Annotated in this window: 22 protein-coding genes and 1 pseudogene; 10 read left to right on the forward strand and 13 right to left on the reverse strand. The window is 63.3% G+C overall.

Annotation, left to right across the window (positions count from 1 at the left end; translation table 11 throughout):
* Nucleotides 1–605 precede the first annotated feature (605 nt).
* From B2U07_RS22995 to B2U07_RS01560, 8 genes and pseudogenes are all read left to right on the forward strand, one after another.
* Nucleotides 606–947: pseudogene (locus B2U07_RS22995) on the forward strand (methyl-accepting chemotaxis protein); the annotation flags it as partial.
* 228 nt (nucleotides 948–1,175) lie between these two features.
* Complete coding sequence (locus tag B2U07_RS23000) at nucleotides 1,176–1,511, forward strand: PDC sensor domain-containing protein (RefSeq protein ID WP_419096316.1); 336 nt, start codon at nucleotides 1,176–1,178, stop codon at nucleotides 1,509–1,511.
* A gap of 58 nt (nucleotides 1,512–1,569) precedes the next feature.
* A complete protein-coding gene (locus tag B2U07_RS01535; RefSeq protein WP_275544941.1) occupies nucleotides 1,570–1,971 on the forward strand; it encodes an OsmC family protein in 402 nt (133 codons plus the stop codon).
* Complete coding sequence (locus tag B2U07_RS01540; protein WP_275544940.1) at nucleotides 1,968–2,828, forward strand: pirin family protein; 861 nt, start codon at nucleotides 1,968–1,970, stop codon at nucleotides 2,826–2,828. Before B2U07_RS01535 ends, B2U07_RS01540 begins: the two co-directional genes overlap by 4 nt.
* Nucleotides 2,829–2,881: 53 nt before the next feature.
* On the forward strand, nucleotides 2,882–3,685 hold the full coding sequence (locus tag B2U07_RS01545; protein ID WP_275544939.1) for an XAC2610-related protein: 804 nt from the start codon (nucleotides 2,882–2,884) through the stop codon (nucleotides 3,683–3,685).
* 106 nt (nucleotides 3,686–3,791) lie between these two features.
* Complete coding sequence (locus B2U07_RS01550; protein ID WP_275544938.1) at nucleotides 3,792–4,340, forward strand: sigma-70 family RNA polymerase sigma factor; 549 nt, start codon at nucleotides 3,792–3,794, stop codon at nucleotides 4,338–4,340.
* Nucleotides 4,337–5,050: an anti-sigma factor gene (locus B2U07_RS01555; protein WP_275544937.1), complete on the forward strand. Its 714-nt coding sequence runs from the start codon at nucleotides 4,337–4,339 to the stop codon at nucleotides 5,048–5,050. The genes B2U07_RS01550 and B2U07_RS01555 overlap by 4 nt, the downstream gene beginning before the upstream one ends.
* A gap of 183 nt (nucleotides 5,051–5,233) precedes the next feature.
* On the forward strand, nucleotides 5,234–6,013 hold the full coding sequence (locus tag B2U07_RS01560; protein ID WP_275544936.1) for a DUF4394 domain-containing protein: 780 nt from the start codon (nucleotides 5,234–5,236) through the stop codon (nucleotides 6,011–6,013).
* 61 nt (nucleotides 6,014–6,074) lie between these two features.
* Here B2U07_RS01560 and B2U07_RS01565 read toward each other — a convergent pair whose 3' ends face one another.
* From B2U07_RS01565 to B2U07_RS01595, 7 genes are all read right to left on the reverse strand, one after another.
* Nucleotides 6,075–6,863, reverse strand: a complete 789-nt coding sequence (locus tag B2U07_RS01565; RefSeq protein WP_275544935.1) for a dienelactone hydrolase family protein — start codon at nucleotides 6,861–6,863, stop codon at nucleotides 6,075–6,077.
* 95 nt (nucleotides 6,864–6,958) lie between these two features.
* Nucleotides 6,959–7,963 (reverse strand): HD-GYP domain-containing protein, encoded by a 1,005-nt coding sequence (locus B2U07_RS01570; RefSeq protein WP_275544934.1) that lies wholly within the window; start codon nucleotides 7,961–7,963, stop codon nucleotides 6,959–6,961.
* Nucleotides 7,964–7,965: 2 nt separating this feature from the next.
* Nucleotides 7,966–11,655 (reverse strand): PAS domain S-box protein, encoded by a 3,690-nt coding sequence (locus B2U07_RS01575; RefSeq protein WP_275544933.1) that lies wholly within the window; start codon nucleotides 11,653–11,655, stop codon nucleotides 7,966–7,968.
* Nucleotides 11,656–11,790: 135 nt separating this feature from the next.
* Nucleotides 11,791–13,689, reverse strand: coding sequence for a molecular chaperone HtpG (htpG, locus tag B2U07_RS01580; protein ID WP_275544932.1), 1,899 nt, complete (start codon nucleotides 13,687–13,689; stop codon nucleotides 11,791–11,793).
* An 84-nt stretch (nucleotides 13,690–13,773) separates the two neighbouring features.
* The gene (locus B2U07_RS01585; protein WP_275544931.1) at nucleotides 13,774–15,021 is read right to left on the reverse strand and encodes an MFS transporter; all 1,248 of its coding nucleotides are present in this window, start codon (nucleotides 15,019–15,021) and stop codon (nucleotides 13,774–13,776) included.
* A gap of 60 nt (nucleotides 15,022–15,081) precedes the next feature.
* Nucleotides 15,082–15,528, reverse strand: coding sequence for a PaaI family thioesterase (locus tag B2U07_RS01590; protein WP_197856436.1), 447 nt, complete (start codon nucleotides 15,526–15,528; stop codon nucleotides 15,082–15,084).
* Entirely contained in the window at nucleotides 15,525–15,977 is a 453-nt protein-coding gene (locus B2U07_RS01595; protein WP_197856435.1) for a PaaI family thioesterase, read from the reverse strand. The genes B2U07_RS01590 and B2U07_RS01595 overlap by 4 nt, the downstream gene beginning before the upstream one ends.
* Before the next feature lie 84 nt (nucleotides 15,978–16,061).
* Between B2U07_RS01595 and B2U07_RS01600 the strand changes: the two genes are divergently transcribed.
* Nucleotides 16,062–16,400 (forward strand): hypothetical protein, encoded by a 339-nt coding sequence (locus tag B2U07_RS01600; protein ID WP_275544930.1) that lies wholly within the window; start codon nucleotides 16,062–16,064, stop codon nucleotides 16,398–16,400.
* A gap of 146 nt (nucleotides 16,401–16,546) precedes the next feature.
* The gene (locus B2U07_RS01605) at nucleotides 16,547–16,834 is read left to right on the forward strand and encodes a hypothetical protein (protein ID WP_275544929.1); all 288 of its coding nucleotides are present in this window, start codon (nucleotides 16,547–16,549) and stop codon (nucleotides 16,832–16,834) included.
* Nucleotides 16,835–16,897: 63 nt separating this feature from the next.
* On the opposite strand, the gene B2U07_RS01610 is transcribed toward B2U07_RS01605, so the two are convergent.
* The 6 genes from B2U07_RS01610 to lpdA form a co-directional block, all read right to left on the reverse strand.
* The gene (locus B2U07_RS01610) at nucleotides 16,898–17,290 is read right to left on the reverse strand and encodes an MAPEG family protein (RefSeq protein ID WP_275544928.1); all 393 of its coding nucleotides are present in this window, start codon (nucleotides 17,288–17,290) and stop codon (nucleotides 16,898–16,900) included.
* Nucleotides 17,287–18,021, reverse strand: coding sequence for a DUF599 domain-containing protein (locus tag B2U07_RS01615; protein WP_275544927.1), 735 nt, complete (start codon nucleotides 18,019–18,021; stop codon nucleotides 17,287–17,289). The genes B2U07_RS01610 and B2U07_RS01615 overlap by 4 nt, the downstream gene beginning before the upstream one ends.
* 104 nt (nucleotides 18,022–18,125) lie before the next feature.
* Nucleotides 18,126–19,439, reverse strand: coding sequence for a branched-chain amino acid transport system II carrier protein (gene brnQ, locus B2U07_RS01620; protein ID WP_275544926.1), 1,314 nt, complete (start codon nucleotides 19,437–19,439; stop codon nucleotides 18,126–18,128).
* A 413-nt stretch (nucleotides 19,440–19,852) separates the two neighbouring features.
* Nucleotides 19,853–20,740, reverse strand: a complete 888-nt coding sequence (gene sucD, locus B2U07_RS01625; RefSeq protein WP_275544925.1) for a succinate--CoA ligase subunit alpha — start codon at nucleotides 20,738–20,740, stop codon at nucleotides 19,853–19,855.
* Complete coding sequence (sucC, locus tag B2U07_RS01630; protein ID WP_197856428.1) at nucleotides 20,740–21,906, reverse strand: ADP-forming succinate--CoA ligase subunit beta; 1,167 nt, start codon at nucleotides 21,904–21,906, stop codon at nucleotides 20,740–20,742. The genes sucD and sucC overlap by 1 nt, the downstream gene beginning before the upstream one ends.
* A 241-nt stretch (nucleotides 21,907–22,147) precedes the next feature.
* A complete protein-coding gene (gene lpdA, locus B2U07_RS01635; RefSeq protein WP_275544924.1) occupies nucleotides 22,148–23,584 on the reverse strand; it encodes a dihydrolipoyl dehydrogenase in 1,437 nt (478 codons plus the stop codon).
* Nucleotides 23,585–23,605: the final 21 nt, after the last annotated feature.

Below are 23,605 nucleotides of genomic sequence, written 5' to 3' on the forward strand. Positions count from 1 at the left end.
GCACCAACGCCGCACATCGATAGCCAGCTCAAGGCGCGGAACGGGCCACGGAAAACGCTGGCAGATAGTGGCACCTGGCTTGCAATGCCCTCGTCAGACCAGACAGGGGAATCATCATGTTGCAGTTACTGCGCAGGCGGGCCCGCCAGAGCGAAGGCGAAACCGCATTGAACGCGCTCTTTCACCGGCACGACCTCACCACCCGCCTGCCCGAGCACCATCAGTGGATGGTGCGCCTGAACGATTTCAGTGCCAGCCTTCAGGAACGCATTCGCACCAGCCTTGGCGCTGCTGTCGGCATTGCTGCACATGCGCCGCAACTGGCGCGTATCGCCGCCGCCAACCAGCAGAGCGGGCAGACCCTGGCGCAGTCCTCGGAACTCATCGCCAGCGCCAGCGAGCAAGTCACCACTACCCTGGATGTCGAGCTGGTGCCGGGTACCGGAGAAGTCGCGCGGCTTTCCGCGCAAGTGTCGGCAACCCTGCACCAATGTCAGCAAAGTGGCGAGGCGGTGCTGCGCCAGGTCGAAGTGATCGATGCCAGCGAGGCGCAACTGGCTCAGGTCATCGGGCAACTGGCCGGGCAGCTGGACGAAGTGAGCAAGGTCATCGGCGTGATCGCCAGCATCTCTCAGCAGACCAATCTGCTGGCCCTGAACGCCGCCATCGAGGCCGCTCGCGCCGGCGAACATGGCCGTGGCTTCGCCGTGGTCGCCGAGGAAGTTCGCCGCCTGGCCGGCCACACCACCGATGCCACTGGCCAGGTCAGCGGCATCATCGAACGCTTTCGTGAAGGCATGCACCAGCTCGGTGATGCCGGCCAGCATATGAATCAGGCCGTGGCCGACGGCCGCAGCGGCATTCTCGCGGTCAGCCAGGGCCTGGACAGCACGCGCCAGGCCATGGACCGTCTCGACGCTCAGGTCGGGCAGATCGCCGCGGGCACCGAGCAGATCGGCCAGGCCGTGCGCTCGATCAACGGCGACGTGCAAAACATAGCCCAGGTCGCAGGCGAGCTGCTTGGCAAAGCCGGCCAGGTGCTGCATCACAGCAAGGCCGTACGCGAGGACGGCGACCGCCTGCTCGCCGGGCTTGGCGACTTCCGCCTGGAAATTCACGCAGCCGTGCGCGCCAGCGTCGAGCAGCTGGCGACACGCTCCGAACTGGCCGGCGACATGACGGCCGCCGAACGCCTGCTTGGCGAAACGCTCGCGCGCGACAGCCGTTTCGAGCTGTTCTACCTGGTCGACAGCCGCGGCGTGCAGATCTCCGAAAACATTTTCGCCGCCGACGTAGCACACGACGAAAACACCAGTTGCCGCGGCCGCGACTGGAGCCAGCGTCCCTGGTTCCGCGCCGCTGCCGAGCAAATGCAGGCGCATATCACCCAAGTCTATCGCTCTTCGGCGACCGACGATTTCTGCTTTACCGTGTCGATGCCCATCATCAATGGTCAGGGACGCCTGCTGCGGGTATTGGGCGCCGATGTAAGGCTCTCGGCACTGGTGTGATCGGGCCTGCCTACGCTAGTCTGGCGGCCATTGCCGTCACGCCTACCAAGGAAGCGTCATGATCCGCATTCACAACAGCAAGGGTCTGCAGCAGCAGATCGAAATCGGTTCTCACCAGTTGCTCGGCGACGTTTCGACCGAGCTTGGCGGTGACGGGGCCGGCCCCGACCCACACGATCTGTTCGACGCCTCGCTCGGCACCTGCAAGGCCATGACCCTGCTGCTCTATGCGCGCCAGCGCGGCCTGCCGCTGGAAGGCATCGACGTCAGCGTCGAGCGGGACGACAGCGAAGAGCGCGAAGGCAACTATCACCTGATCATCGAACTGTCGCTCAAGGGGCCGCTGGACGATGCGCAGCGCCAGCAACTGCTGCGCGTCGCCGACAAGTGCCCGATACACAAGCTGATGACCACCACCGATATCCAGGTGGAAACCCGCCTGGCCGGAGCGCAGGCATGAGCGAACTGCAGCTTATCCGCCCGCGCGCCGAAGACATCTCCGGCCAGCCGATTCTGCGCCCCCTGCCCTCGGCACGTTTTCGCAGCATCGGCCCCTTCGTTTTCTTCGACCACATGCTCGAGCAGGACTATCCCGCCAGCAGCGGCATGAACATCGCTCAGCATCCGCATATCGGCCTGTCCACCCTCACCTACCTGTTCGAAGGCCAGTTGCAGCACAAGGACAGCCTCGGCTCCGATCAGCTGGTCGGCCCCGGCGAGGTCAGCTGGATGACGGCCGGGCGCGCCGTTGCTCACGTCGAGCGCACGCCGCCCGAGCAGATCGGCCAGAACAAGCGGATGCACGGCCTGCAGGTGTGGCTGGCGCTGCCGGAAGCCGATGAGCAATGCGAGCCGGCTTACAGCCACCACCCGGCCGATTCGCTGCCACGTAGCGAGGCCATGGGCGTGCAGATCACCCTGATCGCTGGCGCCGGCTTTTGCCTGGAATCGCCGGTACCGGTTCGCTCGCCAACGCTCTACGCCGAGTTGCGCCTGGCTGCCGGTGCCAACCTGCTGATCCCGGACGAGTACAGCGAACGCGCGCTGTATCTGATCACAGGCGAAGCCGAGCTGGACGGCGAAACGCTGCCGGCGCACACCATGGCGGTGATCCCGGCTGGCGCGACCCCGCTGCTCAGCGCCTGCGGCGAATGCCATCTGGCACTGGTCGGCGGCGAGCCAATCGGCCCTCGGCGGATGAACTGGAACTTCGTCGCCAGCACGCCGGAACTGATCGACCAGGCCCGCCAGCGCTGGGCCGCCGGGGACTGGCCGCAGGTACCTGGCGAAACCACGCGCATCGAACTGCCGCGCTGACGCCAATGAAGACAGGCGCACAAAGCGCCTGTCACTCGCAAAGGACTGCCCTCTTGCCTCTCTATCTCCCCCTCTTCGGCCTGCTACTGTTGCCCACGCTGGCCCTGGCCGACCTTCCCCATTTCGAACCTGAACCAGGACAACATGCCCAGGTACAGCAGCAAGGCGAGCGCTATGTCCTGCAGCAGCCAGACGGCACTCGTCTCGAACTAGACATCCCCGAAGGCAACGAAGTGGAAGCGCCGAGCTTCTACGTCGAGGACTATGATTTCGACGGTCATCTCGACCTGGCCATTCGCGTACCGGTGGGGATGGTCAACTCCGTCTACCATCTCTACCTATATCGCCCCGCCGAGCGCCGCTTCGAACTGCTGCAGCTGCCGCCCGAACTGAGCGAGCGCGCCAATTGCTCGCAACTGTCGGAGCTGCAGCCCAACCTCGACGAACGCGCGCTGTACAGCCACTGCCGCAGCGGGCCGCGCTGGTATCACGACGCCTATCGCTTCGATGACGCCGGCGTCCCCTGGCTGTACAAGACCCTGCAGGTCAACCACGCCTATGACCCGAACGCCCCGGTATTCTTCCCGCTGTTCGAGAAGACGCTCGACCCTCAGGGCAGGATCATCGCCAGCCGCGCCCTTGACGATGATGACCAGCCACGGACCTGGACCGTGCCCAACGCGCGCCTGTACCTGCACCAGCGCCCGGACGCAACGAGTCGGACCAAGGCCTACCTGATCGAGGGTGACGTCTGCGAGGTGCTGGACCAGCAGGGAGACTGGCTACTGATCCGCTACGCCTCGCGCAAGGGCCCGCTGGAGCGCTGGGTTTCGCTCGGCGAAGCGTATGGGCTGTGAACGGCGATTGTATTCTGCAGCGGATTTTTTGTTACGCCGGCGTGATCCGGCACGCCCGCTGGCGGGTATAAGCTGCATGCGGATTTCTCAGGCCAACGGATGACCCATGGCAGATCGCGAGTTCGATTACGAAAGCACCCTGGAAGCCTGCGCACGCGGAGACGAGCGTGCCTTCCAGGCGCTCTATCGGCAAGAGGCCGGGCAACTGCTCGGCCTGGCCATCAGCATGCTGGGCCGCCGCGACATCGCCGAGGATTGCCTGCACGATGCCTTCGTACGCATCTGGCAACACGCCGTGCGTTATCGACGCGATCTGGGCAGCGGCCGTGCCTGGGTGCACAGCATCCTGCGCTATCGCGTGCTCAACGCCCTGCGCAGTGGCGGCCGGCATGCCGAGGTCGACGATGAGTTCATCGAGCGCGTGCTGGACGACAGCCCGCAGGCCGAGGCGCAGGCGCTGGAGCGATCCGAACAGCGCTTGCTGCGACGTTGCCTGCAACGTCTGGAAAGGCCGCGCCGCCACCCGATCCTGCTGGCGTTCTACCGTGGTCTGACCCACGAGCAGATCGCCAGCCGCCTGAGTACACCGCTGGGCACTATCAAGGGCCGTATCCGCGCCGGCCTGCGCGCGCTGCAGGAGTGTCTGCAAGCATGATTCCGCACGACCGCGAAGAACGTCGCGCCCTGATCGGCGAATACCTGCTCGGCTTGCTCGAGGAGCCTGAAGCCACCGAGGTGCGCCAATTGCTCGAAGAGGATGAAGATGCCGCCCGCATCGCCCTGGAGTGGGAGCGGCACTTTCTCGAACTGAGCGACCGACTGCCAGCGCACGCACCCTCCCAGGCGCTCTGGCCGCGCATCCGGCAGAGTCTGGGTCTGCACGAAACTCCACGGGCCAGCCCATTGGCCACCTGGTGGAACAGCCTGCTGACCTGGCGCCTGACCGCTGCCGCGCTGGCCATGGCGCTGCTCGTCGCTGTGCTGATGCCGCTGTTGCGCGCCCCGGATATCACCGGCGAGCGCTACACCGTGGTGCTGCAGCAACCTGGCGAAGCGGCCAAGCCTGGCTGGGTCATACAGGTCTCTCGCGATGGCACGCTGACGCTCGACCCGCTGGTCGCCGACCAGGTGCCTGAGGGCCGCGCCCTGCAGTTCTGGACGCTGATCGATCCGGCCGACGGTCCGCGCTCGCTGGGCCTGGTCGAAGCCGGCCAGCCGCTGCGCCTGCCAGCCGAGCAGATCGGTACCGTGCAGGCCGGCCAGCTGTTCGAGCTGACCCTAGAACCGGCCGGCGGCTCGCCGTACAACCGTCCGAGCGGCCCGGTGCTGTATATCGGCCGCGCCGTGCTGGCCAGCACCAACTGAACGGGTGCCGGCTACACAGCCGGCAACCTTTCAAACGACCGATCACGCGGCGGAAAATATTTTCATCTGCGGACATCCAACCCCGTTCCTCGCGGGTATAGCTCACAGGTGTTTCGTCGAGGCACCTGCGAAGCCGGCTCGTCGGCTTCGTCTCGATGCTGAATCCTTTTATGAGGAACAACCATGAAACGCATCATTAGCTTCTGCACCGCCGGCCTGTTGACCCTCAGCGCAGGTGCCGCCAGCGCCACCGAACTGCTCGCACTGGGCGCCAATGGCAAGCTGTTCAAAGTCGATGTCGCCAGCCTCAAGGTTACCGGCAGCATGACCGTCAGCGGCGCCAGCGACTTGCGCGGCCTGGATGTGCGCCCGGCCAGCGGCCAGGTCTACGCCCTCAGCGGCACCGATCAGCTCTACACCCTGGACGCAGCCAGCGGCAAGGCAACGGCAGGCAGCAAACTGCAAACCGCACTGGCTGGCAGCGGCCAGGCTGTGGTCGACTTCAATCCGGTAGCCGACCGCCTGCGCCTGCTCGGCCCGGACGGCACCAGCCTGCGGGTAAACGTCGATACCGGTGAAGTCGCCGTAGACGGCAAGGTCGCTTACGCCGCCGATGGCCCTTACGCCGGCAAGCAACCCAAAGTGGTGGCCGGTGCCTATACCAATGCCTATGCCGGTACCCAGAGCACCGCGCTGTACAACATCGACCTGGCCAGTGGCAGCCTGATGCTGCAAAACCCGCCGAACGACGGCGTGCAGCAGGAAGTCGGCAAGGTCGCCGATGGTCTTAAGGCGGCCGCCATGGACATCGCCAGCGATGGCAAGGGTGGCAACACGGCCTACGTGCTGACCGGCAAGACCCTGCACCAGCTGGATCTGGATAGCGGCAAGCCCACCACGTTGGGCGACATCGCCGAACTGCCGGACGGCATCATCGACATCGCCGTGCTGCCTGCGAAGTAAGACAAAAAAAGGCTGCGCCCAGCCGGCGCAGCCTTTCGTTCGACGCCTGACAAAACCGCTGTCACTGCTCGGCGAACACCTCATCGAACAGATCGTTCATCGCCTTGAACGCGCGCGCCGCCACCACCGGGTGGTATTCGTTACGCCCCGGCACATTCGCCTTGGGGTTGGTGAACGAGTGCACCGCGCCACCGTAGCTGACCAGTTGCCAGTCGGTCTTGGCCGCCTTCATCTCGGCGATGAAACCGTCGACCTGCTCCTGCGGTACGGCCGGATCGTCCGCGCCATGCAGCACCAGCACCGGCGCCTTGATGTTCTTGGCATCGGCCGGATTGGGTGTGTCCAGGTTGCCGTGGAAGGACACGAAGCCCTTGAGCGGCGCGCCCGAACGGGCGAGTTCCAGCACCGTGCCGCCGCCGAAGCAGAAGCCGATGGCGCCCAGTTTGTCCAGATCCAGCGCCACCTCGCTATCTTGCGCCTTGAGCACATCCACTGCAGCCTGGGCGCGCTTGCGCATCAGCGGACGATCGGCGCGGACCTTGCTCGCCGCGGCGCCGGCCTCTTCGGCATTGCTCGGGCGAATCGACTTGCCGTACATGTCGGCGACGAACACCACGTACTTGTCACCGGCCGCACGGGCGGCCTTGGCAACGGTGTCTTCATTCACCCCCATCCAGCTGGGAACGGCGAGCAGCCCCGGACGCGGCGTGGTCACCGAATCGTCGTACACCAGCACGCCCTCGAAGGCTTCGCCATCGATCTCGTAGGGAATCGTCTTGGTCACGACAGCTGCATCGGCGAGACCGGCGAACGCCGCGCACAACAGGGGAACCAGTGTTTTCTTCTGCATGGTGAGGCCTGCCCTTGGCAATGGTAGGCCCCTAACAATAGCCGCGCTGACGCTAATGGCCAAATCGCCGACGCGCGGGTTTTAGACAGAAGGTTTCAGGCGGCAGATTGCTCGGCCCAGCGTTCCTTGATCTGCAGGATCTCCGGCAAGCATGCGATGAACAGCTCGACCAACTGCGGATCGAAATGACGGCCACTCTGCTCGCGGAGAAAGTCGAGCGCGGCCTCCACGGACCAGGCCTGCTTGTAGGGGCGCACGCTGGTCAGCGCATCGAACACATCGGCGATGGCGACGATACGCCCCTCCAGGGGAATGTCTTCGCCACGCAGCCCCTTGGGGTAGCCGCTACCGTCCCACTTCTCGTGGTGCGACAGGGCGATCCGATGCGCGGTGCGCAGCAGCCCCGAGCTGTGCTCGCCGATGATCCGCGCGCCGATCTCCACGTGCTGACGCATCACCTGCCATTCTTCATCGTTGAGCTTGCCCGGCTTGCGCAGCACGGCATCGGGGATGCCGATCTTGCCGACATCGTGCATCGGCGCAGCGTTGAGCAACTCCTCCGCGGCGCTTTCGCTGAAGCCCGCGGCCAGCGCCAGCACCTTGGAAAAATGACTCATGCGGATCACGTGCAGACCCGTCTCGTTGTCCTTGTACTCGGCCGCCATGCCCAGGCGCTGCACGATCTGCAGGCGCGTCTGCCTGAGTTCCTCGACACGCACCAGCGATAGATGGGTGCGCACGCGAGCACGCACGATGGCCGGGCTGACCGGCTTGGTAATGTAGTCGACCGCACCTACCTCGAACCCGCGGGCCTCGTCATCGATATCGCCCAGGGCGGTGACGAAAATCAACGGAATGGCCTCCAGCAGCGGGTTGGCCTTGAGCGCCTGGCACACCTCGAAGCCGGTCAGGCCCGGCATCATGACATCTAGCAAGATCAGGTCAGGCCGTTCGCGCTCGACCATTTCCAGCGCACGAGCACCTTCCTTGGCGAACAACAGGCGATAGTCGTCCTGCAGGATGTGACGCAGCACCTGCAGATTGGTGGGCTCGTCATCGACCAGCAGCAAGAGCGGACGTGCATCGGCAGCGAGAGTCATAATCAGGTAATTTCCTCGCCCTGCAATCGCAGGGACAGTTGATCGAGCAACAACAGCGCCTGATCGAAGTCGAAGTCATCCAGCGCTTGGCGCAGGTCGTTCACAATGCCAGCGCAGACCGTGCCGCGTGCAGCCCGCTCCATGCTCGCCAGCGCCGTGTCGTCGAGGCTGCCACGCTCCAGGGCGATACGCAGCTGAGCGGCGAGCTCACTCAGCAGGCCAAGGTCGACGCTCGCAGCCTCTGCCGCGCGGCCGTGTTCCGGCACCAGCGGCACCCTCTCGACGACAGCCTGCAAGGCCTGTTCGAGCTCGCCGAGCAGTTCGCGCAGGCGATGCTCGTCTCTTGCCTCGAACGCCTGGTCGATGGCCCGGCCAAGACCGCTCAGATGCATCAACGCCAGGTTGCTCGCGGCACCATGCAGGCGATGCGCAAGGGCCTGCCCTTCATCCCATCGCTGCGTCGCCAGCATTTGGCTCATGCGCGCCACCAGGTCGCCCTGCTCGGCGACGAACGCTGCGATTGCCTGGGCCATGCGTAACGGCCCGCCCCACAGGGCGCTGCCGCGGACCCAGTCGAACATGTTGGCATTGGCGGCGCCGCTGGCAGCACTCGCCACGGCGCTCGGCGCTTCGTTCAAACCTAGCAGACGCGCGATTTCCCACATCAGCCCGTCGAGGTCCAGGGGCTTGGAGGCAAAAGCATTCATCCCCGCATCCAGCGCCGCCTGGCGATCACGATCGAGCACACTGGCGGTCAGCGCGATGATCGGTACCGGCTTGCGGCCCTCGCCGGCTTCCAACTGACGGATGCGCCGCGACGCCTCGAGACCGTCCACACCCGGCATCTGCACATCCATCAGGATCAGGTCGAAGCGTTCCTCGGTGAAGACCTGCACGGCGCTTTCACCATCGCCGACGCTACGCACGCGATGCCCGAGGCTTTCCAGCAACAGTTGCAGCAGCTCCAGGTTCTGCGGCACGTCATCGGCAGCGAGAATGTTCAATTGCCCCAGCTCCGGCAGCGCCGCGCGCTGCTGCGTGGCCAGGCGCTTGCCGGTGCGCAGCGGCAGCTCGACGCTGAAGCAGCTACCCTGCCCTTCGCTGCTTTCCACCCGCAGACGCCCACCCATCAGTTCGACCAATTGCCGGGAAATCGTGGTGCCGAGCCCGGTACCGCCAAAGCGTCGGCTCATCGAGGCATCGGCCTGAGCGAAGGGTTCGAAGATCTTCTCCAGGCGGTCGGCGGCGATGCCGATGCCGGTGTCGATGACGGCCAGGCGCATCGCCCCCGATTCGCCGGAAACCTTCAAGCGCACTTCGCCCTTTTGGGTGAACTTGACCGCGTTGCCCAGCAGATTGGTCAGCACCTGCCGCAAACGCAACGGGTCACCGCAGAAGAAGTCGCCGGCCGTCGTCAGATAATCCAGATGCAGCTGCAGCCCCTTGCTTTCGGCTGTCAGGCGCTGCGTTGCGACCACCTGATCGCACAGTTCGCGCAGGGAGAAGTCCAGTTGTTCCAGTTCGATGGCGCCGCGGTCGAGTTTGGCGGTATCGAGGATGTCATTGAGCAACCCCAGCAGCGAGCGCGACGAATGCTGCACGGTACTCAGGTGACGGCGCTGCTCGGCCGACAGCTGGGTTTCCAGCAGTAGGTCGGTAAAGCCGATGATGGCATTCATCGGCGTGCGGATTTCATGACTCATGTTGGCCAGGAAGCTGCTGCGCGCGGCGGCGGCGGCTTCGGCGCGATCGCGCGCGGCACGCAGCTCCTGCTCCATCACGCGCCGCGGGGTCAGGTCGGTAGCCAGCTTGACCACCTTGAACGGCTTGCCGTCGCCATCGAGGATGGGGTTGTAGCTGGCTTGAATCCAGACTTCCCGTCCGCCCTTGCCGATGCGCTGGTATTCGCCGGTACGGAAATGCCCGGCGCGCAGGTCCGCCCACAACTGACGGTAGGCATCGCTGGTCACCAGTTCGGCGGCGCAGAACATGGCGTGGTGCTGCCCGACCACTTCTTCCCGGTCATAACCGAACAGGGCCAGGGCATTGTCGTTGATGTCGAGGATTTCGCCGCTCAGGTCGAACTCGATCAGCGCCATCGCCTTGCTGATCGCCGTGACCTTGCCCTCGTACTCGGCATTACGCCGCTTGGTTTCGGTCTGATCGATGAGAACACCGTCGATCCAGTGCGGCACGCCCTGCTCGTCGCAAACGGCGCTGCCGCTCTCCCAGATCCAGTGCTCCCGGCCCTCGCGGTCGAACAGCCGGTACTCCACCGTGTAGTTGCTCCCCTGCTCGACCGCCAGGGCCACCTTTTCGGCGGTGGGCTGGTAGTCGTCCGGGTGATACAGGTCGGCGATCGAGCAGCGCCGCTCAATGAAATCCTCGGCGCTGTAGCCGGTCAGGTTCTGCACCGCGTCGCTGATGAACAGCATGCTCCAGTCGCGGTCCAGCAGGCAGCGGAACGAGACGCCGGGAATGTTGCTGATCAGCGAGCGGTACTGCTGTTCGCTGTCACGCAGCGCCCTCTCCATACGCTGGCGTTCGCTGATGTCGGCGACGAACACCACGAACAATGGGCGGCTGCCGGCATGTGTGATACCAACGCTGATGCGCACCGGCTTCTCTTCGCCGTCGCGGGTCAGGCAGACCAGCTCCTGCTCGCCCGCCACCATGGTCAGCCGCCCGGTCCTGAGGTAGTCGGCCAGCAGCGTTTCAACCTGGTCGATATGGCGAGCCGGCACCAGCATGCTCATGTGCTGACCATCCAGCTCCTGCGGCGTCCAGCCGAACAGGCGAGACACCGAACGGTTGGCCGAGCGCAGCGTACCGGTGTGATCGACCGTGATGATCGCATCCAGCGCCGTATCGAAGATCGAGCGCAGATGCTGTTCGCTGGCCTTGAGCTGGAGGCTCATGTGCCGGTAACGCAGCAGCGTGTTGGCGGCCACGACGAAGATCGTCAGCGCGACGGTCAACAACGTGATGCCAATGGCGATGTAACCGCTGTCGACCACAGCCGTCGGCGTTTGCGACTCGGGGGCACCTACGAAACGCGCCGCCGCCATGCCGGTGTAATGCATACCGCTGATCGCCAGGCCCATCACCAGGGCGCTGAGCAATAGCGCCCAGCGCGTTGGCAAGCGCCCCTCCAGGCCGAAACGCACCCATAGCGCCAAAATGGCCAGGGCCACCGCGACAATGATCGACAGGGCGAACATCCAGGGGTCATAACGCAGCAGCGGCGCCATCTGCATCGCCGCCATGCCACTGTAGTGCATGGCGCCGATACCGGCGCCGACCAGCACGCCACCGACGCACAGTTGCAGCAGACTCAGATCGCGGCGCGCCAGCAGGCTCAGCGCGACCCAGGAAGCGGCCAGGCTCGGTAACATGGACAGCAGGGTTATGCCCAGATCGAAACGCACCGCCGCGCACAGCTCGAACGCCAGCATGCCGAGAAAGTGCATGGACCAGATGCCGCCGCCGAGGGCGAGCGAACCGGTGAAGATGGTGATCTGCCGAGCGAGCGGATGCGAGCTGTCGCGTGCCTCGCCGGCCAGTTGCAATGCCATGCCGGCGGCGAACACGGCAATCGCCAGTGACAACAGCACCAACTGGGGATCGTAGCGACTGAGCACGAGGACACCGGGATCCGCGCCCATGATGAAGAACAGCTCGAAAAGCGACATACAACCCCAGGACGCGACAGAGCGCCGGCTATTTGCCAGCATCTGAAACGACGGCATCGCACTTGTCAATTAAAGCCGATCAATCGCACCCATAGAAAAGCCCGCCGAAGCGGGCTTGTCCTAGCACCTGACCGATCAGGCGGAGAGTTCCACCAGCAGTTTATTCAAGCGCTGCACATAAGCGGCCGGGTCTTTCAGGCTGTCGCCCGCGGCCAGCGCGGCCTGGTCGAAGAGAATGTGCGACAGGTCGGCGAAGCGATCTTCGTCCGGCTCGGCGTCCAGGCGCTCGATCAGCGGGTGGCCGGGGTTGAACTCGAAGATCGGCTTGGCATCCGGCACCTTCTGCCCGCTGGCTTCGAGAATCTGGCGCATCTGCAGGCCCAGGTCCTGCTCACCGATGGCGAGAATCGCCGGGGAATCGGTGAGGCGGTGCGAGACGCGCACCTCGGCCACCTGCTCACCTAGCGCACCCTTGAGGCGCTCGATCAGTCCTTCCTTGGCCTTGGCTACCTCTTCCTGAGCCTTCTTGTCCTCTTCCGAGTCCAGCTTGCCCAGATCCAGATCGCCACGCGCCACATCGACGAACTGCTTGCCGTCGAACTCGGTCAGGTAGCTCATCAGCCACTCGTCGATACGATCGGTGAGCAGCAGCACTTCGATGCCCTTCTTGCGGAATACTTCCAGGTGCGGGCTGTTCTTGATCTGCGCGTAGGATTCGCCGGTTAGGTAGTAGATCTTGTCCTGGCCTTCCCGGACGCGGCCGAGGTAGTCGGCCAGCGACACCGACTGCTCGTCGCCCTCGCCTGCAGTGGAGGCGAAACGCAGCAGGCCGGCAATCTTTTCCTTGTTGGCGAAGTCTTCCGCCGGGCCTTCCTTGAGCACCTGGCCGAAGGCCTTCCAGAACGCCTTGTAGTCGTCCGGCTTGTCCTTGGCCAGCTTCTCCAGCATGTCCAGCACGCGCTTGGTCAACGCCGACTTCATCGAAACGATGACAGGGCCGGACTGCAGGATTTCGCGGGAAACGTTCAGCGACAGGTCGTTGGAGTCGACCACGCCCTTGATGAAGCGCAGATACAGCGGCAGGAACTGGTCGGCCTGATCCATGATGAATACGCGCTGGACGTAGAGCTTGAGGCCCTTGGGCGCTTCGCGATGGTACAGATCGAACGGCGCACGAGCCGGCACGTACAACAACGAGGTGTACTCCAGCTTGCCTTCGACCTTGTTGTGGCTCCAGCTCAGTGGGTTCTCGAAGTCATGGCCGACGTGCTTGTAGAACTCCTGGTATTCCTCGTCCTTGATCTCGGTACGCGGGCGGGTCCACAGGGCGCTGGCACGGTTGACGGTTTCCCACTCGACTTCCGAGGGTTTGTCTTCACCGTGGTGCTCCTTCGGCAGTTCGATGGGCAGCGCGATATGGTCGGAGTACTTCTTGACGATATTGCGCAGGCGCCAACCATCGGCGAACTCTTCTTCGCCGCTCTTGAGGTGCAGGACGATACGTGTGCCGCGCTCGGCCTTGTCGATGGTGGCAACTTCGAACTCGCCCTCGCCTTTGCTCGACCAGTGCACACCCTCGCTGGCCGGAGTACCGGCGCGGCGGCTGAACACCTCGACCTGATCGGCGACTATGAACGCCGAATAGAAGCCCACACCGAACTGACCGATCAGGTGCGAATCCTTCTTCTGGTCACCGGAGAGGTTCTTCAGGAAGTCAGCCGTGCCGGACTTGGCGATGGTGCCCAGGTGCGCGATGACTTCCTCGCGGTTCATGCCGATGCCGTTGTCTTCGAGGGTAACGGTCTTGGCATCCTTGTCGAAGGACAGGCGGATCTTCAGCTCGGCGCCGCCTTCGAGCAGCTCGGGCTTGGCCAACGCCTCGAAACGCAGCTTGTCAGCGGCGTCGGAAGCGTTGGAGATCAACTCGCGCAGGAAGATTTCCTTGTTCGAGTACAGGGAATGGATCATCAGGTGAAGCAGTTGCTTCACCTCGGTCTGGAAGCCCAGGGTTTCTTTTTGAGTTTCCACACTCATGGTCGTCTAACTCCACATGCAGGACTATGCCGCTCAAGCGGCGGATGTCCTGCAGATGGGGGCAGCGTGATCAATTTCAAGGGCTTAGGGTTCGAGCAACTCCAAACGGCCAATTTCTTCCGGCTGGAAACTGAAGCTGGCCTGGCCACCGCCGCTGCCCATCTGCTGGCTGAGGCGAATGCTGCCGTCGGCGTCGACACCGACGAAGCGGCCCTCGACCGTACCGCCGTTGGCGCGGCTCAGGCGCATGCTGAGATTGCGGTATTGCTCAGGGTTGCGCTGCAGGCGCGCCAGGCTGAAGCGCTGCCGGCGGTCGGCCGGGCGACTCAGGCGTTCCTCGACCGGCGCCGCCTCACGCGGCTGCGCAACCTGGGCCGTGGCAACGGCGGGCAGTGCCGGGAAGCGATCGCCCTCCACAGCCCAGCCGGACTCGGCACGCTTGAGCAGGCGCACCGGCAGGCGCTCGCTACGCCCGTCAATCCGTGCGTCGACCTGCAGCTCCAGGGTATCGCCTTCGAAGGTGAACAGCGGCAGTTTCAATTCGCGTACCTCGCGCGTGGCGAAGCGCCGTTGCAGATAGTCCTGCAGTACATGGGCAATGGTGTCACGGGAATCGAAACGCGCATCGACCTGGCCGTCGACATAGCGCAGACGATCACGGTACAGCTCGACGCGACCGCTGAGGCTGGTCTTGAAGCGCGGTGGCAAGACCAGATGGAAGTCGCCGGCCAGGCGGTTCGGCGCCTGCGGCTGCAGGTCCAGATGCAGGGTGTAGCCACGGCTCAGGCGCCGCGCCTCGGGCAGGTCCTGCTCCGGCAGCAGCCAGCTCAACTCCACTTCCGGCAGGTCGCCGCTGTCCTGCGGCAGCACGTCGACACGCACCGGGCCGTCGATGGGCTGCGGCAGGCGAATGCTCAGCTCACGCAAGGCGAAGAAATCCAGCCCCTCGCGCAGCACCAGCACGCCATCGATCAGCTCGCCCTGCTGCGGCCGGAAGGGCTGACCGTTGAGCTCACCGCCTAGCTCGATGGCCAGCTCTGCCGGTGCCTGTACCTCGGGCCTGAGCCAGTCCAGGCGAATGATCGCCGCCAGACGCTCGGCATCCTTGCTGGCGAGCAGCGTCATGCCCACCACCAGGGGGATCACGCCAAGCCCAACCAAGGCGACCGCACTACGCGCACGTGCCCAGTGACGCATGATGTAGAACAGCGTGATCGGCGGTATCAGGCTGCCCCAGCCCCACAGCAGACTGGTGGCGAAAGCGCGCATCACCAGCCAGACCAGACCGGCCAGCACCAACACCAGGCCACCAATAATCAGCAACGCATCCATCTACAGAATCCTTGTTATCGTTTCGCTGCGCTGCCAAGCCGCTCGGCGTTCCGCGCGCACTCAGGGCTCATCGACCTTGAAGTGGGCACGGGCGGTGGCGATGGGCTCGCTCTGGGTGGTTTGCCAGGCGGTGATCGCCACGTTGGCCACCCGTCGCCCCTGGCGCCAGACCTGGCATTGCGCGTAGGTGTCACGATAATGGCCGGCGCGTAGGTAATCTATCGAGAAGTCGATGATTTTCGGCAAATGTGGAATGCCCATGAACATCAGCAGATGGAGCATGGCGGCATGTTCCATGAAGCCGGCGATCACCCCGCCGTGCAGCGCCGGCAGCATCGGGTTGCCGATGCAGTCCTGGTTGGCTGGCAGGCGCAAGACCATGTCCTCGCCCAGGCGCAGGCACTCGATACCGAGCAGCTTGGCGTAAGGGATCAGGTTGATCAGCGGGTCGTAGTCGTTTTCCTGGTGGGCGCGCGCCACCAGTTGCTCGAGATTCAGCTCGCTCATGCCCCTGCCCCCTTGCCCGCATTGATCTTGCCCATGCGCATGAAGGTCCCCACCACATGGGCGATGGGTTGCTCGGGATCATCCTGGTAGGCGTAACCGCGGGTGAAGATCACGTGCGGCGTAACCCGATAGCACTCGGCAAAACCGAACACGTCCTTGCCTGGCTCGGCCGGGTGCATGTAGTCGATGCGTAGGTCCAGCGTCGGGCAGATTTCGAAATCTGCCAGCACGCACACAGTGGAGATGCCGCAGGTGGTGTCCATCAAGGTGGTGATCGCACCACCGTGGATCACCCCGCTATCCGGGTTGCCGACGATATGCTGGCTGTAGGGCAGGCGCAGGGTCAGGCCTTCGGCGCTGGCCGCATGCACCTGCATGCCGAGCACCTGGCAATGACGCAGGGCCGACAGGAAGCGCTGGGCGCGCTCCAGAACGGGGGAAGTGCTCATCCTCATACCTCGTGATGGCGACGCAAAGTCGCGCATGATAGCGCCAGCCGGCAGATGCGGCACGGCTTGCCGAACGCAACGACAATGAACTTCTGGCGCTCTGCTCTTTCGAAAAAATGTACTGGCATTTTTTCCAAGGAGAACAACATGCAGAAAACATTCGCTTATGCCGTCATGCTAGCCGCCACACTGGGCCTCGCCGCGTGTGACAAGCCCTCCGAGGACGCCGCCGAAGACGCCCGCGAAGCGCGCTCCGAGGCGCAGGAGTCGATGAACGAAGCAGCCGAACACGAGAGAGAAGCGGTTGAAGAGCGTACCGAGGAAAATCGCGAGGAAGCGCTCGAGCAGATGCCGCCACCCGATAGCGAACCGACCAACCCGGTGCCTCCGCCAGCGGCTCCCGCCGGCCAGACCAATCAGTAATACTACTGATTTACCACGAAACGAAACCCGCGCTCTGCCGCGGGTTTCGTTTTTTTCAGGCCCAGGAACTTCGCTTCGCTTGTTCGCTCCAAGTCGCACGGATGGCGCCACACGGCATCATCCGCACTACACATGGAGATGTAACCATGCAAAAATCCCTTACCTATGCCCTGCTGCTCGCGGCCACGCTGGGCCTGGCGGCCTGTGAACAATCCCCTGAAGACAAGCTGGAGTCCGCCAAGGAATCCGTTTCCGAAGCGGCCGAGTCCATGGGTGAAGCGGCCGAACAAGCCGGTGAAGGCATTGAACAGAAAACTGATGAAGTGATGGGCACCGAGCCTACCACTGGCGAGAAGATCGAAGATGCGGCCGACGACGCGGCCGATGCGATCGAGGACGCCGGCGACGAGATCGGTGATGCGGCCGGCCGATAAGCCCCGTCACAGGAACGACAAGGCCCGCTTGAAGCGGGCCTTGTCGTTTCTGCTCGTCGCCTTTTACAGCGCCGGGCTGAGCATCAGCAACAGGCTGCAGACCAGACCCACCATCCAAACCAGACTACGCTGCCAGTGCAGGTCCCACCAGTAGAACAGCAGGTACAGCACACGGCTGACGACGAAGGTGATCGCCAACGCGTCGATCAGAAAGCCGTAGGTCTGGGTGGTGTGCGCCATCAGCACGCCGGCCGCGAATAACGGGAACGCCTCGATGCTGTTCAGATGAGCGGCCAGGGCGCGTGCGCCGAAGCCGGTCAGGCGTGCCTGCTGCGCGCGCGGATGATGGTTGTCGTAGCGCCCGCCACCCTCCGCAGCCATGGCCTTGGCCAGCGGCGCCTTGGCGACGAAGATCAACAAGGCGCTGATGAACACGCACCAGAACGGAATGCTCATTCACTCTTCTCCTTGGCCACATCGGCGGCCGGCGTTGGGGTATAGACCATCACTTCCAGCACATCCGAATGAAACTCTCGGCGATAAAGCACCAGGACCACACCCGAGGTCACCAGCATGAAAAACCACGGATTGATGAACCAGGCCAGCGTCGCCATACCGAAATAATAGGCGCGCAGGCCGAAGTTGAACTGGTTGGCGGCCATCGAGATCACCCGTGCCGTGCGCTCGCCGAAAGCCTTGCGCTCCTGCTCGGTCACGTGCCGCTCCCCCACCATCGGCGCCGAGCCCACCAGCACCGCAGCGAAGTTGTACTGACGCATGCACCAGCTGAAGGTGAAGAAGGCGTAGACGAAGATAATGCCCAGGCACAACAGCTTGATTTCCGACAGCCCACGGCTGGCCTGCTGCACGAAGGGTATATCGGCCAACAGCGAAAGCGCACGGTCGGAGGCACCCAGCACGGTGAGGATGCCGGCCAAAATGATCAGCGTGCTGGAGGCGAAGAACGACGCGTTGCGCTCGAGGTTGCCGATCACGTTGGCATCGGCAATGCGGTTGTCACGCAGCAGCATGCGGCGCATCCAGTCTTCGCGGTAAAGATGCAGGACGCTGGCCAGGCAGGGAGTGGTTTGCGCCTTGACCGAGGCGTAGCGGGTGTAGCCGCCCCAGCAGATGACGAACCAGAGTGCGGCCAGAACATGAGGCAGGTACGGATAGCTGTTGAGCATGCCAACTCCTTGTAAGACTGCTGCCGATTATAGCCAGGCCACCCGTTTTCTTGTTCCACAAAAAAGGCCGCCTTGTGGGCAGCCTTGTTTGTTTCGAGCCTGCGTCAGGCGGTAGCGCCCTGGCGCAGTCCGCGAAGGCGATCGAGCACCACCACCAATGCCAGGGTTATCGCCACCGGCAGCAACCAGCCCAGGCTCTGCCCGGCCAGCGGCAGTTGCCCGAACCAGGCTGGAACCTTGTCGGCCCACGGGGTCGCGGCCACGCCATCGGCAATGCCGAAAACCAGCGTAACGGCCATCACCGGCATGAACACCAGCGATTGGCAACGCCACAGGCGATTGGCCAGGCTCAGGGCGACCAGGACGATCGCCAGCGGGTACAGGCCAACCAGCACGGGAATGGAGAAGCTGATCAACTGCGTCAGGCCCTGATTGGCCACGCCGAGACTGAACAGCCCGAATACGATCACCACGCTGCGGTAAGACACCGGCAGCAGCTTACTGAAGAACTCGCCGCAGGCAGTCAGCAGGCCCACCGCGGTGGTCAGGCACGCCAGGGTGATGACCACGGCCAGTAGCAGGCTGCCAGTGGTGCCGAAGGTGTGCTGTACATAAGTGGTCAGTACCTGCACGCCATTTTGCGCATCACCGGCGATGCCCTGGCTGGTGGCACCCAGGTAGAACAGCGCCAGATAAACCAGCGACAGGCCGGTGGCCGCGATGATGCCGGCAATGACCGAATAACGGGTAACCAGCCCTGCATCGCTGATGCCGCGATCTCGGATGGCGCTGGCGATGACGATGCCGAAGACCAGTGCGCCCAGAGTGTCCATGGTCAGGTAGCCCTGCAAGAAGCCCTGTACCAGCGGCGCCTCGCGATAGCTCTCGGCAACCACGCCGATCTCGCCGGCCGGAGCGAACAAGGCAGCGCCACCGAGTACCAGCAGCGCAGCCAGCAGTACCGGCGTGATGAACTTGCCGATGCGATCGACCAGTTGCCCTGGATTGAGGGAAAGAAACAACACGGCAGCGAAATACACCAGGGTGTAAATCAGCAGCGGCGCGCCTTCGTCACCGGTGAATGGCGCGATGCCCATCTCGAACGACACCACGGCCGTACGCGGCGTAGCGAACAATGGGCCGATGGCCAGGTACACCGCTACCGCGAGGATGGCGCCGGCGATCTTGCCCAAAGGCGCGGTGAGCAGATCCATCCCCCCGCCAACACGTGCCAGTGCAACGACCGTCAGCAGCGGTAGACCGACGCCGGTCAACAGAAAGCCGATTGCCGCGGGAAGCAGGTTCTCGCCAGCGGCCAGACCGGCGCTGGGCGGGAAGATGATATTGCCGGCGCCCAGAAACAGGGCAAAAGTCATGAAGCCGAGGGCCAACAGGTCCGGGCCTTTCAAACGAGTCATAAGAAGAAATACCACAGGCAGGAAATCGAAGAGTTGCGGGGGTTTCCTTGAGGGATTCAGGAAACGTCGCCCGAGCGTTTGGCTCGAACCACTGCATGCATCGCCAGGCGCTTGTGGCGCCACGGACACGGTAAGCCGCGGATATTAACGAAAAGCGTCCTGCATCAGCACAGTTGCCGGGCGAGCTGTCGAACTGGCATAACTGACTGTCGCATGCTCGACAATAGCGCGGCGACGACAGCAACTGACCTGCCCGCCCTCTTTCCACCAAGAGCATGGGCGTCGCTGTGCTTGATTCACGATTTCGCTGCGAGCTTCGCGGAAATTCATGTCTACCCGAGCCTTCACAACCTCAACAGGCACCAAACAAAAAGGCCACCCTAAGGTGGCCTTTCTGCGAGAGTCAGAAACGCTTAGGCGTTCTTGACTTCCCAACCGGTCAGCTCGGCCAGGGCCTTGCCGATGTCAGCCAGGGAACGCACGGTTTTCACACCAGCGTCCTGCAGCGCAGCGAATTTCTCGTCTGCAGTGCCCTTGCCGCCGGAGATGATGGCGCCAGCGTGGCCCATACGCTTGCCGGGAGGAGCGGTCACACCAGCGATGTAGGAAACTACAGGCTTGGTGACGTTGGCCTTGATATAGGCAGCCGCTTCTTCTTCAGCCGAACCGCCGATCTCACCGATCATGACGATCGCTTCGGTTTTCGGATCTTCCTGGAACAGCTTCAGGATATCGATGAAGTTGGAGCCCGGGATGGGGTCACCGCCGATGCCCACGCAGGTGGACTGGCCGAAGCCGGCGTCGGTGGTCTGCTTCACGGCTTCATAGGTCAGGGTGCCCGAACGGGACACGATACCGACTTTGCCTGGCAGGTGGATGTGACCCGGCATGATGCCGATCTTGCACTCGCCGGGAGTGATCACGCCCGGGCAGTTCGGGCCGATCAGGCGTACGCCCAGCTCGTCGCAGATGACCTTGGCATCCAGCATGTCCAGGGTAGGAATGCCTTCAGTGATGCAGACGATCAGCTTGATGCCGCCGAAAGCAGCTTCCAGGATCGAGTCTTTGCAGAACGGAGCCGGTACGTAGATGACCGAAGCATCAGCGCCGGTGGCTTCCACGGCTTCCTTGACGGTGTTGAACACCGGCAGGCCCAGGTGGGTGGTGCCACCCTTGCCCGGAGTCACGCCGCCGACCATCTGGGTGCCGTAGGCGATGGCTTGTTCGCTGTGGAAAGTACCCTGCGAGCCGGTGAAGCCCTGGCAGATGACTTTGGTGTCTTTATTGATCAGGACGCTCATTACTTGCCCTCCGCAGCTTTGACGACTTGCTGAGCAGCGTCGGTCAGGCTGGTTGCCGCGATGATGTTCAGGCCGCTTTCAGCCAGGACCTTGGCGCCCAGCTCAGCGTTGTTACCTTCCAGACGGACGACCACTGGGACCTTCACGCCGACTTCTTTAACGGCGCCGATGATGCCTTCGGCAATCATGTCGCAACGAACGATACCGCCGAAGATGTTCACCAGAACGGCAGCGACGTTGCTGTCGGACAGGATGATCTTGAAGGCTTCGGTCACGCGCTCTTTGGTTGCGCCGCCACCTACGTCGAGGAAGTTGGCTGGCTTGCCGCCGTGCAGATTGACGATGTCCATGGTACCCATGGCCAGGCCGGCACCGTTGACCATGCAGCCGATGTTGCCTTCCAGGGCCACGTAGTTCAGCTCGAAGCTGGCAGCGTGGGCTTCACGAGGATCGTCCTGCGACGGGTCGTGGAAGGTCTTCAGCTTCGGCTGACGGTACATGGCGTTAGCGTCGATGTTGATCTTCGCGTCCAGGCAGTGCAGGTCGCCGTCGGCCTTGATGACCAGCGGGTTGACTTCCAGCAGGGCCAGATCGTGATCTTTGAACAGCTTGGCCAGACCTACGAAGATCTTGGCGAACTGAGCGACTTGCTTGCCTTCCAGACCCAGCTGGAAAGCCAGCTCGCGACCCTGGTACGGCTGAGCGCCGACCAGCGGATCAACGGTGGCCTTGAGGATCTTCTCAGGGGTTTCGTGGGCCACTTTCTCGATGTCCACGCCACCTTCGGTGGAAGCCATGAACACGATGCGACGGCTGGAGCGGTCCACTACAGCGCCCAGGTACAGCTCCTTGGCGATGTCGGTGCAGGATTCGACCAGGATTTTGCTGACCGGCTGACCATTGGCGTCAGTCTGGTAAGTCACCAGACGCTTGCCCAGCCAGTTGGCGGCGAAGGCCTTGGCGTCTTCTTTGCTCTTGACCAGCTTTACGCCACCGGCTTTGCCGCGGCCACCAGCGTGGACCTGAGCCTTGACGACCCACTCGCTGCCGCCGATTTTTTCGCAGGCTTCTGCGGCTTCTTCCGGGGTGTCTACCGCGAAGCCCTTGGATACGGGCAGGCCGTATTCAGCGAACAGCTGCTTACCCTGATACTCGTGAAGATTCATGCTTGTCTACCGTCTTCGTTTAGGTATTGCGCATTCGGCGCTGTACTTGTGATACCGCGCCACCTGTGACTGCCGAAGCAGTCCGCCGGGCCTTCCGCTGCGAGTCGAACTCGACGCGGGCCACCCGACGTGGTTCTGCTTGCAAACACCACCGTAGCGATGAGGCGATTACGTGACGCCCCACCTACCACGGCGGCTTACAACAACTTGAGTGGCCGCACGCGGCGGCCACCTGTGACGCTTAGCGCTTCTTGCGGTTGGCGATATGGATCGCACCACCGTTGACCGCCAGAGCCGCTTCGTGCAGCGCCTCGGACAGCGTCGGGTGGGAGAAGACCATCATGCCCAGGTCTTCGGCACTGGTGCCGAATTCCATGCCGATCGCGCCTTGCTGTACCAGCTCGGCGGCGCTTGGGCCGATCACGTGAACGCCCAGTACGCGGTCGGTTTTCGCATCAGCGATGACCTTGACCAGACCACCGGTATCGTTGGCAGCCATGGCGCGGCCGCTGGCTGCGAACGGGAAGGTGCCGACGTTGACGGCAACGCCTTCAGCCTTCAGCTGCTGCTCGGTCTTGCCGACCCATGCGATTTCCGGGTGGGTGTAGATTACCGACGGGATCAGGTCGTAGTTCATCTGTGCCTTGTGGCCCGCGATGCGCTCGGCAACCATCACGCCCTCTTCCGAGGCCTTGTGCGCGAGCATGGCACCACGTACCACGTCACCGATGGCGTAAACGCCCGGAACGCTGGTTTCGCACTGATCGTTGACGAAGATGTAGCCACGCTCGTCCAGATCCACACCGCTGTCGGCAGCCAGCAGATCGGTGGTCACCGGACGACGGCCTACGGCCACGATCAGCTTGTCGAAGGTCATCTTCTGCTCGCCATTGGCGTCGGTGAAGCTGACAACGACCTGCTTGTCCTTGACTTCCGAACCGGTCACGCGGGCGCCCAGGCGGATGTCCAGGCCCTGCTTGGTCAGGGTCTTCTGGGCTTCCTTGGCGATCTGCTCGTCGGCAGCGGCAAGGAACTTGTCCATGGCTTCCAGCACGGTCACCTGCGAGCCCAGGCGGGCCCAGACCGAGCCCAGCTCCAGACCGATCACGCCTGCGCCGATGACGCCGAGGGTTTTCGGTGCAGCCTGGAATTCCAGAGCGCCAGTGGAGTCGACGATCACGTCCTGATCAACCGGGGCCGGCGGAATCTCGACCGGCTTGGAGCCCGAGGCGATGATTACGTGAGCAGCTTCGACCACCTGAGTATTGCCGTCATTGCCGGTGACTTCGACCTGCTTGCCAGCCAGCAGCTTGCCGTGGCCTTCCAGCAGGGTCACGCCGTTGGCCTTGAACAGGCCGGCAACACCGCCGGTGAGGTTCTTGATGATGGTGTTCTTGCGCGCCACCATCGCCGGTACATCGATGGTCACGTCCTTGGCCTGGATACCGTGTACGGCGAAGCCTTCTTTCGCTTCATGGTACTTCCAGGAGCTGTCCAGCAGCGCCTTGGAGGGAATGCAACCGACGTTCAGGCAGGTGCCGCCGAGGGCGATCTTGCCGTCGCTGCCCTGGTATTTCTCGATGCAGGCGGTCTTCAGACCGAGTTGAGCTGCTTTGATGGCGGCTACGTAGCCACCAGGGCCGGCACCGATGACTACCACGTCGAATTTCTGGGTCATAACGTATTCCTTCTCGAATAA

It is taken from the genome of Pseudomonas sp. UBA7530 (assembly GCF_002479365.1).
Lineage (GTDB): Bacteria > Pseudomonadota > Gammaproteobacteria > Pseudomonadales > Pseudomonadaceae > Aquipseudomonas.

What these genes read in the sequence shown, in the direction of transcription:
- B2U07_RS23000 (WP_419096316.1), top strand. Translation starts at nt 1,176, where the DNA reads ATGACGGCCGCCGAACGCCTGCTTGGCGAAACGCTCGCGCGCGACAGC.
- B2U07_RS01535 (WP_275544941.1), top strand. Translation starts at nt 1,570, where the DNA reads ATGATCCGCATTCACAACAGCAAGGGTCTGCAGCAGCAGATCGAAATC.
- B2U07_RS01540 (WP_275544940.1), top strand. Translation starts at nt 1,968, where the DNA reads ATGAGCGAACTGCAGCTTATCCGCCCGCGCGCCGAAGACATCTCCGGC.
- B2U07_RS01550 (WP_275544938.1), top strand. Translation starts at nt 3,792, where the DNA reads ATGGCAGATCGCGAGTTCGATTACGAAAGCACCCTGGAAGCCTGCGCA.
- B2U07_RS01555 (WP_275544937.1), top strand. Translation starts at nt 4,337, where the DNA reads ATGATTCCGCACGACCGCGAAGAACGTCGCGCCCTGATCGGCGAATAC.
- B2U07_RS01560 (WP_275544936.1), top strand. Translation starts at nt 5,234, where the DNA reads ATGAAACGCATCATTAGCTTCTGCACCGCCGGCCTGTTGACCCTCAGC.
- B2U07_RS01565 (WP_275544935.1), bottom strand. Translation starts at nt 6,863, where the DNA reads ATGCAGAAGAAAACACTGGTTCCCCTGTTGTGCGCGGCGTTCGCCGGT.
- B2U07_RS01570 (WP_275544934.1), bottom strand. Translation starts at nt 7,963, where the DNA reads ATGACTCTCGCTGCCGATGCACGTCCGCTCTTGCTGCTGGTCGATGAC.
- B2U07_RS01575 (WP_275544933.1), bottom strand. Translation starts at nt 11,655, where the DNA reads ATGTCGCTTTTCGAGCTGTTCTTCATCATGGGCGCGGATCCCGGTGTC.
- htpG (WP_275544932.1), bottom strand. Translation starts at nt 13,689, where the DNA reads ATGAGTGTGGAAACTCAAAAAGAAACCCTGGGCTTCCAGACCGAGGTG.
- B2U07_RS01585 (WP_275544931.1), bottom strand. Translation starts at nt 15,021, where the DNA reads ATGGATGCGTTGCTGATTATTGGTGGCCTGGTGTTGGTGCTGGCCGGT.
- B2U07_RS01590 (WP_197856436.1), bottom strand. Translation starts at nt 15,528, where the DNA reads ATGAGCGAGCTGAATCTCGAGCAACTGGTGGCGCGCGCCCACCAGGAA.
- B2U07_RS01595 (WP_197856435.1), bottom strand. Translation starts at nt 15,977, where the DNA reads ATGAGCACTTCCCCCGTTCTGGAGCGCGCCCAGCGCTTCCTGTCGGCC.
- B2U07_RS01600 (WP_275544930.1), top strand. Translation starts at nt 16,062, where the DNA reads ATGAACTTCTGGCGCTCTGCTCTTTCGAAAAAATGTACTGGCATTTTT.
- B2U07_RS01605 (WP_275544929.1), top strand. Translation starts at nt 16,547, where the DNA reads ATGCAAAAATCCCTTACCTATGCCCTGCTGCTCGCGGCCACGCTGGGC.
- B2U07_RS01610 (WP_275544928.1), bottom strand. Translation starts at nt 17,290, where the DNA reads ATGAGCATTCCGTTCTGGTGCGTGTTCATCAGCGCCTTGTTGATCTTC.
- B2U07_RS01615 (WP_275544927.1), bottom strand. Translation starts at nt 18,021, where the DNA reads ATGCTCAACAGCTATCCGTACCTGCCTCATGTTCTGGCCGCACTCTGG.
- brnQ (WP_275544926.1), bottom strand. Translation starts at nt 19,439, where the DNA reads ATGACTCGTTTGAAAGGCCCGGACCTGTTGGCCCTCGGCTTCATGACT.
- sucD (WP_275544925.1), bottom strand. Translation starts at nt 20,740, where the DNA reads ATGAGCGTCCTGATCAATAAAGACACCAAAGTCATCTGCCAGGGCTTC.
- sucC (WP_197856428.1), bottom strand. Translation starts at nt 21,906, where the DNA reads ATGAATCTTCACGAGTATCAGGGTAAGCAGCTGTTCGCTGAATACGGC.
- lpdA (WP_275544924.1), bottom strand. Translation starts at nt 23,584, where the DNA reads ATGACCCAGAAATTCGACGTGGTAGTCATCGGTGCCGGCCCTGGTGGC.